Source organism: Clostridium sartagoforme, assembly GCF_039521405.1.
Taxonomy (GTDB): Bacteria; Bacillota; Clostridia; order Clostridiales; family Clostridiaceae; genus Clostridium; species Clostridium sartagoforme.
Map to the genome: position 1 here is coordinate 217,298 of NZ_BAAACH010000039.1, position 15,080 is coordinate 232,377.

The 15,080-nt window shown below is 25.5% G+C and carries 13 protein-coding genes; 12 read left to right on the forward strand and 1 reads right to left on the reverse strand.

Translation table 11 applies throughout. From position 1 onward, the window contains the following. Positions 1–12 precede the first annotated feature (12 nt). The 12 genes from ABDZ60_RS18315 (at position 13) to ABDZ60_RS18370 (ending at position 12,033) form a co-directional block, all read left to right on the forward strand. Positions 13–513, forward strand: coding sequence for a gamma carbonic anhydrase family protein (locus tag ABDZ60_RS18315; protein ID WP_016207101.1), 501 nt, complete (start codon positions 13–15; stop codon positions 511–513). Positions 514–526: 13 nt separating this feature from the next. Continuing rightward, positions 527–1,369 (forward strand): CvfB family protein, encoded by an 843-nt coding sequence (locus ABDZ60_RS18320; RefSeq protein ID WP_016207100.1) that lies wholly within the window; start codon positions 527–529, stop codon positions 1,367–1,369. Between the two features lie 165 nt (positions 1,370–1,534). After that, positions 1,535–2,983: a glycan biosynthesis hexose transferase WsfD gene (gene wsfD / locus ABDZ60_RS18325; protein WP_343780162.1), complete on the forward strand. Its 1,449-nt coding sequence runs from the start codon at positions 1,535–1,537 to the stop codon at positions 2,981–2,983. Further along, positions 2,983–3,831 (forward strand): diguanylate cyclase domain-containing protein, encoded by an 849-nt coding sequence (locus tag ABDZ60_RS18330; protein ID WP_016207099.1) that lies wholly within the window; start codon positions 2,983–2,985, stop codon positions 3,829–3,831. The genes wsfD and ABDZ60_RS18330 overlap by 1 nt, the downstream gene beginning before the upstream one ends. Further along, positions 3,821–5,176 carry a DUF2334 domain-containing protein gene (locus ABDZ60_RS18335; RefSeq protein ID WP_343780165.1) on the forward strand — a complete coding sequence of 452 codons (1,356 nt, stop codon included), beginning with the start codon at positions 3,821–3,823 and terminating at the stop codon, positions 5,174–5,176. The genes ABDZ60_RS18330 and ABDZ60_RS18335 overlap by 11 nt, the downstream gene beginning before the upstream one ends. 10 nt (positions 5,177–5,186) lie before the next feature. After that, positions 5,187–6,437: a glycosyltransferase family 2 protein gene (locus ABDZ60_RS18340; protein ID WP_016207097.1), complete on the forward strand. Its 1,251-nt coding sequence runs from the start codon at positions 5,187–5,189 to the stop codon at positions 6,435–6,437. Between the two features lie 13 nt (positions 6,438–6,450). After that, complete coding sequence (locus tag ABDZ60_RS18345; RefSeq protein WP_343780178.1) at positions 6,451–8,580, forward strand: cellulose biosynthesis cyclic di-GMP-binding regulatory protein BcsB; 2,130 nt, start codon at positions 6,451–6,453, stop codon at positions 8,578–8,580. An 89-nt stretch (positions 8,581–8,669) separates the two neighbouring features. Then, complete coding sequence (locus tag ABDZ60_RS18350; protein WP_343780179.1) at positions 8,670–8,990, forward strand: hypothetical protein; 321 nt, start codon at positions 8,670–8,672, stop codon at positions 8,988–8,990. 195 nt (positions 8,991–9,185) lie between these two features. After that, complete coding sequence (locus tag ABDZ60_RS18355) at positions 9,186–9,986, forward strand: amino acid ABC transporter substrate-binding protein (protein ID WP_047000448.1); 801 nt, start codon at positions 9,186–9,188, stop codon at positions 9,984–9,986. 42 nt (positions 9,987–10,028) lie between these two features. Next, positions 10,029–10,670, forward strand: a complete 642-nt coding sequence (locus tag ABDZ60_RS18360) for an amino acid ABC transporter permease (protein WP_016207094.1) — start codon at positions 10,029–10,031, stop codon at positions 10,668–10,670. An 11-nt stretch (positions 10,671–10,681) separates the two neighbouring features. Further along, the gene (locus tag ABDZ60_RS18365) at positions 10,682–11,359 is read left to right on the forward strand and encodes an amino acid ABC transporter ATP-binding protein (RefSeq protein ID WP_016207093.1); all 678 of its coding nucleotides are present in this window, start codon (positions 10,682–10,684) and stop codon (positions 11,357–11,359) included. Positions 11,360–11,568: 209 nt separating this feature from the next. After that, a complete protein-coding gene (locus tag ABDZ60_RS18370) occupies positions 11,569–12,033 on the forward strand; it encodes a hypothetical protein (protein ID WP_343780182.1) in 465 nt (154 codons plus the stop codon). A 276-nt stretch (positions 12,034–12,309) separates the two neighbouring features. On the opposite strand, the gene ABDZ60_RS18375 is transcribed toward ABDZ60_RS18370, so the two are convergent. After that, positions 12,310–14,934 (reverse strand): calcium-translocating P-type ATPase, PMCA-type, encoded by a 2,625-nt coding sequence (locus ABDZ60_RS18375; protein ID WP_343780185.1) that lies wholly within the window; start codon positions 14,932–14,934, stop codon positions 12,310–12,312. Positions 14,935–15,080: the final 146 nt, after the last annotated feature.

Sequence of the window (15,080 nt, forward strand, 5' to 3'; positions counted from 1 at the left end):
GGAGGATTATAAATGATAAAAGAATTTAATAATAAAAAGCCCATGATAGATAAATCTTGCTATATATCAGAAAGTGTTGATATAATAGGAGAAGTTGTTATTGAAAAGAATGTTAATATTTGGTTTGGAACTAGAATAAGAGGCGATATGAATAAAATTTATATTGGTGAAAATAGTAATATTCAAGAAAATTCAGTTGTTCATGTAGACTCTCATTGTGAAACTAATATAGGAAAAAATGTAACTATAGGACATGGAGCAATAATTCATGGTTGCATAATTTCTGAAAATGTTTTAGTTGGTATGGGATCAATAATATTAAACGGAGCTAAAATTGGCAAAAATACTATAATAGGAGCAGGATCTTTAGTGCCTCAAGGCAAAGAATATGAAGAAGGAGTTCTTATTCTGGGAAGTCCTGCTAAAGTTATAAGAAAACTGACAGAGGATGAAATTAAGGGGATAGAAAGATCTGCCAATAATTATGTTGAGTTAAGTAAAAAATACTTATAAATCAGGAGGAAAAATGATTAATATAGGAAAATATAATACTTTAGAAGTTAAAAGAGAAAAAGAATTTGGGTTTTATTTAGGTGATGAAGGCAAAGTTGATGTACTATTACCTAAATCAGTAGCAGAAGGGAAAAGTATACAAGTCGGAGAAAAGGTAGAGGTCTTTGTGTATAGAGATTCTAAGGATAGACCAATAGCAACATTTAAAAAGCCTTTGGTTACTGTTGGTGAGGTTGCATATTTGAAAGTGGTATTTCAAACAGAATTTGGTGCATTTATTGACTTTGGCTTAGATAGAGACATTTTTGTTCCAATTAAAGAGCAAAGGTTTAAATTACATACTGGAAGCAAATATTTGTTTTATGTGTATTTAGATAAGACTGGAAGAATAGCAGCAACTACAGATGTTGAGAACTATATATTAAATGCAAAAGATGAAGAAAAAGAATTTAAAGTTGGAGAAGAGGTTATAGCTCAGATTTATTCAAAAGGCCAAAGTGGAACTATCCATGTAGCAATAGATTCAAAATATAAAGGCATGATATTACCAAATGAGTATTACATAGATTTTTATCCAGGAACTGAAATGAAATTAAGAGTAAAAAGAATATATGAAGATGGGATAATAGGATTAACACCAAGAAAAACAAGGTTAAATGAAAGAGATCAAATTCAAGAAGATATATTAAAATATTTAAAAAAGAATGGCGGATTCATGCCATTTAATGATAAATCAAATCCAGATGATATTAAAGCTACTTTTAATACAAGTAAAAATTATTTCAAAATGGCTTTAGGTGGATTAATGAAGGATGGGAAAATAGTTCAAGAGAAAGAAGGAACTAGATTAAAATAAAATATTATTATAAAGAGACAGATTAATGCTGTCTCTTTTTGTATATATTTATTTATTAAGAGAAAAATATATACAAAATATAAATGAAATTTATAATAGAACTTCAATATTAATAGTAAATTTCATTAATTTAAATATTTGAATATATTTAAACAGGAGATTTATATGAAAAATATATTAAATAAAATAAATTACTCCATGTTGTCAGTAATATTATTTTTATTAATTAGTATAATAACATTATTTATTCCTCCAATAATAGGTATGGCTGACAATGGAGACTATTATAGAATTATTAGCCAAAATGATTTATATCATTTACCTAAAGAAAATGAAGATATATTTTTTGGATATTTTAATAAAAGCTATGGAATATATAAATATAACAATGAGTTAGAAACAACTCTTATTTCCACTCAATCTACATTTATAAAACTAGCTATATTTATAGATAAGTTAATAACTAAAGATGATGTTTTTGATATAAGGTTTTTATCAATGATATATATAATTATACAAGCAGTAGCACTTTATTTTATTAGTAGAGTATTGCTAGAAGATATAAATAATAAAAAATATAAAGTTATATTAGTATTTTTAATTACAATTATATTTTCAGATACCGCATACATTGCTTATTATAATTCATTTTATGGTGAATCAGTAAACATATGCTGCTTTTTATATAGTATAGGAATATTTTTGTATATGTGTAAGTTTAATAAGTTTAATATAAATAATTTAATTTTATTTGGAATATCTACATATTTGCTTTTAGGATCAAAACAGCAATTATCACCAATAGGAATACTAGCATCAATACTTTTGGTAAGAGTGATATTTCTAAAAAGGGATATTAAGGTAAGAATAGTATCTATAATTTTAATAATATTTTTAATAACAAATTCAGTATATTTCTATAAATCCATTAAGGGAGATTTTGATTATATAAATAGATATCATGCTATAACAAGAGGTGTTTTATTATATGAAGAAGAACCAGATAAAATACTAAATAACTTTGACATATATAATCAATACTCACTTCTACAAAATGAAATATTTTTTGAGAAAATACCAATGGTAAACCCAGACGATGAAAGATTAAAAGAAGAGTTTTATAGTAAATATTCTGTCTTTAGTATTCTTTTATATTATATTAAAAATCCTAAGGCTTTAATAAAAATGTGTGATTTAGCTTTTAAAAACTCATATTCAATAAGACCAAAAGTTATGGGGAACTATGAAAAATATGAGGGAAAGGCTTATGGAAAAAGGTCTAATTTTTTTGTATTATGGAGTTCATTTAAAGAAAGTATTATGCCAAAGGGTTTTATTATATCAGTAATATATATTTTTATATATTTAATTTTTTCTTATAAGAAATATATAAAAGAATTTAAGTTAGGCAATTTAGAAGGGTTACTATTTGAAGAAGGGTTATTATATGCACTAATAATAGGTTTATCTCAAATATTTATATCAATAATAGGGGCAGGAGATGCAGACTTATCAAAACATGTATTTATGTACAATTTAAGTTTTGATTTAATGATAGTATGTTTATTAAGTAATATCATTAGTAAAAAAGATTCTAAAGGGAGGATAAAATAATGAAAGATGAAAATCAAAGAAAAGCAGTGGATTTTTATATTAATCTATTAATAGCATATTTTTTTATTCTTTCAATTATAATTACATTTCTAAATTTTCAAGTAAATTTTGAAAACTATATTATGCTAACAATATTAATGATAATTGCATTAATTAGTTACTATTTTAATGTGACAATATCTTTAGTGATAACTTTAATAATAGATTTCATTTATGGAACATATAACTTATATCAAAACATATCAACAGGAATATCTTTAAATAATGAAGTTTATTTGTGGATAGTTTTCATGCCACTAACAGCTGTTATTGTTTCATTAGTTTCAAGGAATATACTATTACTTCAAAATAAGGTGGAAGAATTAGAAGACTTAAATGAGGAACTAGTTATGATAAATCCATTAACAGGAGATAGAAATATAAAGGCTTTTACTAACGAAATACCAATATATATAAGTATGAACAAAAGATACAACATACCAATAACAATTATGATTGTAAAGTTTAAGTATGGAGATAGATTAAAAACTATAGTGGGAAGAGATTATTTTAATAACATATTAATAAAATCATCAGGAGTATTAAGTGAGTCCTTAAGAGTAGAAGATAGAAAATATATATTAAATGATAGCACTTTTGTGTACATATTAATTTCTGATAATTCAGGTTCAAAGGTAGTTGAAAATAGATTGAAAGAAAATATAAAAAATATAGAAATGAAGGATAGAAAATTTAATAAAAATATAAACTTAGAAATTCAAGTTGGATCTTATACCTATGAAGGAGATATACAGGATCCATTGGAACTTCTGAAAAAAGCTGAAAAGGAATTAGAGTATGACGTGTAAAGGAAAATCAATACTAATTATAATATCTTTTATACTATCATTTAATATTCTCTCTATAAAAAATTATACTAGTGCAAAAGAAAAAAATATACTTATAACATATGATTCTTATAAAGCTTATGGAGAAAAACTTAATTTGCTAAATGAAGTAATAAAATCATCATTAAATTTAGAAAGTAGCTTAGAGGTTATTAATTTAGAAGAAATAGAAAATATAAATTTTAATAGCTATGATGAAATAATTTTACTTAAGAATAAACCAGAAGAATTTAAAGAAAATATTATTAATATATTAGCTAGTTATAGTAATAAAATTTTGCTAATTATAAATAGTGATGAAGAAAAAGAAAATTTATTTTACAAAGAAATAAGTGAAGTTATAAGAATAAAAAACTTAGAAGATTATGATAAAAACAAAACTGTAAGAGAAGCGATATTAAGAATGTCAAAAAAAAACAACAAAATATTTTTTATGTTAGATGAAGCTTATCCATTTGATGATTTAAATGAGTTATTAAAAAAAATAGACTATTTATACAATAAAGGAATACCATTTATAATATCATCTATGCCTATATTTAACAATCAAAATTCTGAGGCCATGAAAAGATATATGGAGGTTTTAAGATATGCTGAGAGTAGAGGTGGATCTATAATATTGCACTACCCATATATATATCAAAAAGATAATGTAAGCGCAGATATAAAAGAAATATCAAGTAAAATGATTATGTCACAAAAGAGTTTTCAAGATTACTTAGTTTACGCAACTGCAATAGATATATCAGAAGATTGGATTTACTTTTCTGATATAAATAAATATTTAGATACAAGTAATACTTTATTTATAACACCAATAGATGAAGATATAAAAATAAGTAAATATAATATGAAAATAAACAAAAAAGAAAATGTTATAGAAAAGGTTCCATATAATAATTTTAATAATAAAAGCAATTATTTAAATAATATAGCAATAACCTTAAGAAGTGATACTGATTTTGAAGTTTTTAAAAATAATTTAGATACAATAAAAGAAAATCAAATACATTTTAATGATTTTATGAATATGAATTCTTATGTTCACATGAGAGAAGATATTATAAAGAAAGAAAATGGGAACATTTTTCTTAATAATATTAATGTGAATTCTCAAAAGTTTATATCCATAAAAGATTTTGAAAATATGTTTATAAGAGAAGTTGAAGATACTACTAATAATGAGGAAATTGACTTATCTTATGCAAATAGATGGATAATATTATTAACTACAATAGCTAGTTTTATATTCTTAATAATAGGAATTCGAAGTAGAAATTTAGATAGAAACAAATTTTTTAAATAGGAGAATAAAAATGAATATATTTGATTATATAATCCTATATTCCCTCATAGTTATTTGGTTAATAATATTTATTAACGTAATTTTAGTTATAGGAGGATATTTATATTATTTAGATATACTAAAGGAAAACTTAGTGCAAGAGCTAAAAGAATATCCTTTTGTTTCAGTACTAGTACCTGCTCATAATGAAGGAAAAGTAATAGAAAAAACAGCAAAAGCTTTATTAGAATTAGAGTATCCTAAAGATAAATATGAAGTAATAATAATAAATGACAATTCAAGTGATAATTCAGCAGAAATACTAGGTAAAGTTAAAGAAGAATATAAAAATAGAAATTTTATAATTATAAATACAGATAAAACTACAGGAGGAAAAGGAAAATCTACTGCATTAAATATAGGTTATAAGCAAAGCAAAGGAGAAATATTAGCAGTATATGATGCAGATAATACTCCAGAAAAGAAAGCATTAAAATATTTAATAAAGACATTAGTAAGTGATGAAAAATTAGGAGCAGTTATAGGAAAGTTTAGATGTAGAAATAAAAATGTAAATATACTTACAAAGTTTATAAATATAGAGACATTAACATTTCAATGGATGGCACAGGCTGGCAGATGGAAATTATTTAAACTATGCACTATTCCAGGAACAAACTTTGTAATAAGAAGAAAGATATTAGATGAAATAAATGGATGGGATACAAAAGCTATAACTGAAGATACAGAGTTAAGTTTTAGAATGTATAGAATGGGATATAAAATAAAATTTATGCCTTTATCAGTAACTTGGGAGCAAGAGCCACAGACCCTTAATGTATGGTTTAAGCAAAGATCTAGGTGGGCAAAAGGAAATATTTATGTAGTTCTTAAAAACTTTAAGTACATATTTGATAAATCAGCAGGGGCAACCAGGTTTGATATTTTATATTATATTCTTATTTATGTATTCTTTTTATCTGCAACCATAATATCAGATGCTATATTTTTATTAGGAGCAATAGAAGTTGTACATATAAATATAGTTGGTTATAATACAATACTTTGGATAATGGCATATTCGGTATTTGTTTTATCTATATTAGTTGCAATATCTACTGAAAAGGGTGAGTTATCAATAAAAAATACTATAATAGTTATAATCATGTATTTTACATATTGTAAACTATGGGGAATTGTAGCTGCGTTAGGATTTTATAATTACATTAAAGATGTAATATTTAAAAGAGAAGTTAAATGGTACAAAACAGAAAGGTTTTAAAGGAGTGGAATTAATGAAGAGCTATGATTTCAATATTAAAAGTTTACTAACTATAGTCATATTAAGCATTATATTATTTATATCGTCATTTGAAAATGTAGTATTAGCAGAGCAAAATAATAATATAGGCGGTAAAAGTTATATAAAAAATGAAGTTATAAATGATGACATTACCTTTAAGGGAGTTTTTACAAGTCATAGCATTTATTTCAATATAGATAAATGGTGGAGTATAGAAAATGTTGATATAGAAATAAACTTATCAGTAAATCAATTAGTAGATGTAACAAAAGATTCTTATATAACATTTAATATAAATGGAGTTCCTTTCTACTCATCTAAATTAGTTTATAACCCTAAACAAGAAGTGCAAAATATAAAGGCTAAGGTGCCAATAGATAACTTAAAGGAAGGGTTTAATGAATTTAAAATAGATGGATATTGTAGAATAACAGATAAACCTTGTACAGATGATATTAATACAGCTAATTGGATGATAATAAAAAAGAATTCTAAATTGAACATAAATTATAAAGAAAAAATCACAGATAACATAATAAAAAATTTTCCATATCCATTTGTGAAGAATAATACATCACAGATAACACAAATAGTACTGTCAGATGATTACACAGATATGGATTTGAAGAATGCTTTGTTTCTATCATCTTATTTAGGCAAAAATGATACTAATACAAAATACAAGTCAGAAATCATAAAGTACTCAGATTTAATAAAACAAAAAAATAATAACAATATTATATTTATCGGAAGTAAAAATTCAATACCCAATGAGATAAGCAATGCGTTTAAGGATGTAAGTACTATAGACTTATCAAATAATTCAATTATAAAGTTAGGGAATTCTCCTTATAAAGGTGACTTTGAAGATGTAAAAGCAATGCTTATATGTTCTGAAAATGATAGCATAAATTTAAAAGCTATAAAGTTTTTGATGAACAGTGAGTTAACAACTCAAGTAAATAACGATACTTTTATAATCAGCGAAAATATCAATGAAGAAATTAAAGTAGAAGAAGTTAATAAGCTAATAACCTTTGAAAGTATGGGAATTAGTGAGATGCAGTTTAAAGGGCCCTTTAGAAGAACAGGAACAGTATCATATCTTATTCCTAAAAATAGAATAGTTGCTGAGGGTACAAATATAAAATTAAATTTTAGATATTCTGATAATTTGAATTTTAATAAATCCCTTATAACTGTTTACATAAACAATATTGCAATAGGAAGCAAAAAATTAGAAAAAGAAAATGCTTTAGCAGATACATTAGAACTTTCGATTCCTAGCAATATAATAAAAAACAATTATATAGAGATAAAACTAGCTTTTGATTTAGAACTTATAGATTCTTATTGTGAAATGAGGCAGGAAGAAACACCATGGGCATTAATAGATGGAAGTTCATATATTTATTCAGAAACTCAAAATTCATTAGGATACTTTTTCGAAAAATATCCAGCTCCATTTGCTTTAGATAATAGATTCAATGATGTTTTGATTTCGGTTCCAGATAGCTTATCATCTAAAGAACTTACTTCACTAGGAAAATGTTTTTCTGTAATTGGAAAAGAAATAAATGGTAATGTTGGCGAAATAGATGTATCAAGATATTCAAATTTAAATGGAAGAGAAAAGAATAAGAATTTAATAGTATATGGTACACCATCTACAAATACTTTAATTAAAGATTTAAATAAAAAATTATGGTTTAAGTACGATGATAATTATAATTATTTTATAGGAAATGAGAAATTATATTTAACAGAGCCCTTTAACTCTAATATATCAATGTTTCAATTAGATTTATCTCCATATAATACTCAAAAAGCAATGTTAGTATTAACAGCTCCTAACAATGATATACTATTAAACTCATTAAGTTACTTAGAAAGTTCTAACGAGGTAAATAAACTTACAGGAGATTCAATAATTATAGATGAATATGGAGATATAAGAAAATTTAGATTTAAAGAAGAAGATAAAAAACCAGTATATGAAAAGATTATAGGATTAGATAAATCTTCAAGGGGAATATTAATAATTGTAGCTTTAATATTTATATTTTTACTTGCATCAACAATAATGTATTTAATAAAAAATAAGAAAAGAAAATTCAAATAAAAATTATTAGTAAATACAGATAAATAATATTAGGAATAGAGATTTTTAAAGTGATAATAATACTGATGATAAAAAGGAGCTAGATATTAATGTATAGAAAAAATATAAATATAATAGTATTTATTATATATAATTTCTTTTTAGCTATTTCTTCAAACATTATTAGAACTAATTTTAAATATGAAAATTTAATTATGCTTTTAGTTTTATGTCTATTATCAGTAATTAATTATTATATTAAAGTTGAAGATTCTGTTATATTAACTATATTTATAGATTTCATTTATTCAAGTATAATACTATACAGACATTTAATTAAATTACAAGAGTTACAAATAGGAACCTTTTATTGGATAGCTATAATTCCTATAACATCATATATGATATATATTTTAAAAAAACAATTATGAAAGTTATAATAAATATTATACATTTTCATAAATTATCTTTGAAATTGATAGTATTTAAGTAATTTATATAAAAATAAAAAATACGATATTTAAAATGTCGTATTTTTTATTTGACTTTAATACTTTACTATGATAAAGTATTAAATAAAGAAAGAAATATAAATAATGTAAAGCATAAAAAGGGGGATTTTATATATGAAAATGATGAAAAAATTATTAGTGGGGTATTTATTAATATTAGTATCTTTTGCAATGATATCTTGTACAGAAAAAAAAACAGTGAATTCTATGGATAAGGATGAACTAGTATTAGGATTTGATGATACATTTGTGCCAATGGGATTTAAAGATGAAAATGGAGAATATACAGGGTTTGATATAGATCTTGCTAAAGAAATGGAAAAAAAATTAGGAAAGAAAATAGTATTTCAGCCAATAGATTGGAGTATGAAAGAAACTGAACTTAATAACGGTAATATAGATTTTATATGGAATGGATATAGCGTAACAGACGAAAGAAAAGAAAAAGTTGAGTTTTCAAAAGAATATTTAAATAATAGACAAGTTATAATAACATTATCAGATTCAAAAATTAATTCAAAAGAAGATTTGAATGGAGCAAGAGTAGGCGCACAAAATCAATCAAGTGCTGTTGATGCAATTGAAGCTGATGGAAATATAGTAGATACTTTTAAGGATAGCAAAATAGTTACATTTGAAACTAATAATGAAGCTTTAATGGATTTAGAAGCCGGTAGATTAGATGCAGTTGTTGCTGATGAAATATTAGCTAAATATTATATAAATCAAAGAGGTGCTGATAAGTATAAAGTGTTAAAAGATGATTTTGGAAAAGAAGCTTATGCTGTTGGTATGAGAAAAGATGATAAAGAATTAGTAGAAGCATTTAATAAAGCTTTTGATGAATTAGTTCAAGAAGGAAAAGCAGGAGAAATCTCTAAAAAGTGGTTTGGAGATAATATAATAGCTAAATAAAATTATAAAATGACTAAGAAAGAAGTGTTTACTTTGGAATTAATGAACGAAATAATAACTTTTATTCCACAGGCTTTAGAGGGATTAAAAGTAACAATAGAAATATTTGCAATTACTCTTATTTTCTCTATTCCATTAGGAGTTATTATTGCACTAGGAAGGATTTCTAAAATAAGTATTTTAAAATCAATAACAGGTGCTTACGTATTAATATTAAGGGGAACACCTTTACTTTTACAAATATTATTTATATTTTTTGGGTTACCTTTATTAAATATAAGTATTCCTAGATTTCCAGCAGCAATATTAGCTATGGTTTTAAACTACGGAGCATATTTTGCAGAAATATTTAGGGCGGGAATATTATCTATAGATAAAGGTCAATTTGAAGGTGCAGAAGTATTAGGCTTAAGTAAAAAAGACACATTTTTTAGAATTATAATGCCACAAGCATTAAAGAAAATATTTCCACCAGTAGCAAGTGAAGTTGTTACTTTAGTCAAAGATACAGCTTTAATTTATGTGGTAGGATTAGATGAACTTTTAAAGATAGCTAAAATAGCTTCAAACAGGCTTTCATCTATAATGCCTTTTGTAGTTGTAGCAGTAGTTTATTTAATATTTAATGGAATAATAACAAAAGTTTTAGAATTTATTGAAAAGAAGTTTAATTACTATGAATAGGAGGAAAAGTTATGCTAAAGATTCAAGGGTTAAAGAAAAACTTTGGAAAGCTTGAAGTTTTAAAAGGAATAGATTTAGAAATAAAAAGTGGAGAAATAGCAGTAATAGTTGGTCCTTCTGGTGGTGGTAAAACAACTTTATTAAGATGTGTAAATGGATTAGAGTTTTGTGATGCAGGAAGCATGGAAATAGATAATAAGTTTTTATGTGAAAATGGGGTTTATAAAGGGAAAGAAGAATTTAATGAAGCAAGAAGAGAAATAGGCTTAGTATTTCAAAACTTCAACTTATTCCCACATATGAGTGTTTTAGAAAACTTAATAGAAGCTCCTAAAAGGGTTTTAAAACAAAGCGAAGAAAATGCAAAGAAAAATGCTAAAGAGATTCTAGGATTTCTAGGATTAAGTGATAAAATAAATAACTATCCATATGAGTTATCTGGAGGGCAAAAACAAAGAGTTGCAATAGGGAGAGCCTTAGCATTAAATCCAAAGCTTATGTGTTTTGATGAACCAACTTCAGCCTTAGATCCTGGATTAACAGGAGAAGTCGCAACTTTAATAAGAAGCCTTGCAAAGGATGGAATGAGTATGCTTATAATAACACATGATATGAGTTTTGCAGAAAAAGTGGCTGACAAGATATATTCAATGAAGGATGGAATTTTGGAAGAAGGAAACATATTTTAAATTAATAGTTAAAAATGAAGAATGAAGAATTGAGGAAATAACTCAGGCGAGTTGAGTTATGGAATTAAATATTTGTAAATTAAAACTGTGCTTAAGTAAAAAATCTTAGGAACGGTTTTTTCTTTTATTAATATTTAACTTATGATTGATGATGGGAAAATAAGTATATATAATAAGAATTGTAGAATTTATAAAAGAGGTATTTTGTTATGAAGATTCATGATAATTTTGATATAATCTTAGTTTCTGCATTAATTTTTATTACATTAATTGGACAGAAGTTTTATTTGATTAAAGCTTCAATTAATAAGGTATATCGCGTAATTATGTTGTCGGCATCGGTTTTTATTTTAATAGTTAACTTTTTTTATTATACCAATACAAATGAACTAATATCTGGAATAATGTATTCAATACTATTTTTACTAGGAGCATTTTCTAGAAAGGGTATTACAAATCAAGGGTTATCAGGAATTAAAGGTGATTCTTGTAGATGGAATAAAGTTAATAAGGTTAAATTAGTAAATCATAAAGACAAGATTAAGTTAATATATTTTCATCATGGTGGAGATAGTTTTATGTACTTTAACTGTACTGATTATAATAAATTGATAAAGGTTTTAAGACAATTCCTTGATGATAATAAAATTAATATAGATATGAATAATAATTAAATTTGATTCAATATTATTTTAAGTTCTTAATATAAGTTGGCGAAGATAAATAGAATATGTGAAATAAGTATATAGTGAGCAATTAGAAGTACTTGGTGAAGGAAGAACTACTATGCCTTAGTGTTGTTGGTTTGTTTGAGCGTAGTGAGTTTAACCAAAACTCTTGGCATAGTGGTTTTTCCGAGCTTAGTACTTCTTTGCGCAGCTATTTAGCTTATGGAGTATATCTATTTATCTTCGCCTTTATATTGCAATTTTAAATTTAGTAATAAATTTTTATTTTTTTCTTTCATTCATTCTAAAGAATACTTTAATTATTTCGTTAACAACAAATGGAATTAATGAAATTAAGATAACTATTACCCAATCTTTAAATTCTAGTGAATAGACTTTAAAGATTTCTGCAGTGAATGGTATTGTTATTATAATGAATTGTAATAGTATTCCAAATAACACTGATGCAATTAACCATTTGTTTTTTAGTATTCCAACTTGGAATAAGGATTTAGTTTCATTTCTCATAGCAAGAGAATAAAATAATTGTGAAACACTAAGAACTACAAATGCCATTGTTTGAGCGTGTCTTAATGATTCTGGATATAAGTATTCTCCAAGTACAAAAGCAAATAAAGTTGTTATACCTATTAGGATACCATTTATTATTAATAGTTTCCCCATTTTACCTGCAAATAAGCTTTCCTTTGGATTTCTTGGAGGAACATCCATAACACTTTTATCTCCAGGATCAACACCCAAAGAAAGAGCAGGGAAACTATCTGTAATTAGATTTACCCAAAGAATGTGTATAGGTAATAAAGGTGAAGCCCAATTTAATAATATTGCAACAAATAAAGCAACAACTTCTCCTAAGTTACAGCTTAATAAGAATAGAATAGATTTTTTTATATTATTAAATATATTTCTTCCTTCTTCAACGGCTTTGACAATTGTAGTAAAGTTATCATCTGTTAAAACCATATCAGCAGCACCCTTTGCAACATCAGTTCCTGTAATTCCCATTGCAACACCTATATCTGCTGCTTTTAAAGATGGGGCGTCGTTAACACCATCACCTGTCATAGAAACTATATTTCCATGAGATTTAAAGGCTTTTACAATTTTAACTTTATGCTCAGGAGATACACGAGCGAAAACTCTATAATTATTAACTATTTTGGTAAATTCCTCATCTGAATAACTATCTATTTCACTTCCAGACATAGCTTCAGATATATCATTAGCTATACCAAGTTCTTTGGCAATAGCAACAGCTGTATTTTTATGATCGCCTGTTATCATTATAGTTCTAATACCAGCATTCTTACTAACTTGAATAGAGCCTTTTACTTCTTCTCTAGGAGGATCTATCATACCCATAAAGCCTACAAAGATTAGATTTTCTTCCAATTCATCTATAGCAACATGTTCATTTTCTATATTTTTATAACCTAAAGCCAAAACTCTTAAAGCATCATCAGACATTATATTTGAAGCTGAAAGAATTTTATTTTTTTCTTCATTATTAAATTCTTTAATTTCTCCATTAACCAATATTTTATTAGATATTTTTAAAATACTATCTATAGCACCCTTAGTAAAAACGGTAAAAGCATTATTATAACTATTTACTGTTGTCATAAGCTTTCTATCAGAATCAAAAGGAATTTCATTTACTCTCTCATGAGAAGTGTTTAAATCTTCCTTGAATATATTTAATTTATTTCCTACATCAATTAAAGCAACTTCTGTAGGATCACCAGTTTGTACTCCGCTTTTAGAAGTAGCATCGTTACATAAAATCATACCATGAACTAAAATCTTACTTTCATCATTATTAAGATTAATTTCATCTAATGTATTAATTTCTCCATTAACATAATATTTTTTTACTGTCATTTTATTTATTGTTAATGTACCAGTTTTATCAGAGCAGATTATATTAACAGAACCTAATGTTTCAACAGAAGGCAGTTTTCTAATAATTGCATTTTCTTTTATCATTCTTTGGACGCCAAGAGCAAGTACAATAGCAACTATTGCAGGCAGGCCTTCAGGAATAGCAGCAACAGCTAAGCTTATAGAAGTCATGAACATTTCAAGGAAATCTCTTCCTTGAAACATAGAAACTATAAACATAATTATAGATATTCCTACTGCCATAAAGCCTAAAATTTTACCAAGTTGAGCTAACTTTTTTTGAAGAGGAGTTATATTTTCTTCTTCAGCATCTAACATTTTAGCTATTTTGCCTATTTGAGTATTCATTCCTGTAGCTATTACAATGCCGAGACCTCTACCGTAGGTGGCTAGAGTAGACATAAAAGCCATATTGTGCTGATCACCAATAGGGACATTATTTTCTTCAGCTATAATATCAGAATTTTTTTCAGAAGGTACAGATTCACCTGTAAATGCTGATTCTTCAATTTTTAAATTAGCAGTTTCAATTAATCTTAAATCAGCCGGAATATATCTTCCAGCATCAATTACAACAATATCTCCAACAACAACTTCCTCTGATGAAACTTCAATAATTTGACCATCTCTTTTAACAAGAGCTTTAGGGGTGGACATATTTTTTAAAGCTTCTAAGGCTTTTTCAGCTTTAGATTCTTGAATAACTCCTATTATTGCATTAATAAATATTACAAAAAGAATTATTATTGCATCACTTATTTCGCCAACGATAGCAGAAATTATGGCTGCAACTAATAAAATATAAATCATAATATCGTTAATTTGCGAAATAAAAAGTTGTAAAAAAGATTTTTTCTTTTTTCCTTGAAGTTTATTTAAGCCATCCTTTTCTAATCTTATCTTTACTTCTTCTGAAGAAAGACCATTAATAATATCAGAAGATAAAGTCTTTACTATTTCTTCTGAACTTTCATTAAACCACATAAAAATTCCTCCCACTTCTAAAAATTGTAAAATAAAATCTCTATATAAGTATATCATGATTACTTTTAATAATATTAATACATGGGAAAAAAAGTGAGAAAATATTTTCTAAATAATGATATAATAATCTTTAGAGAAAGGGTGAG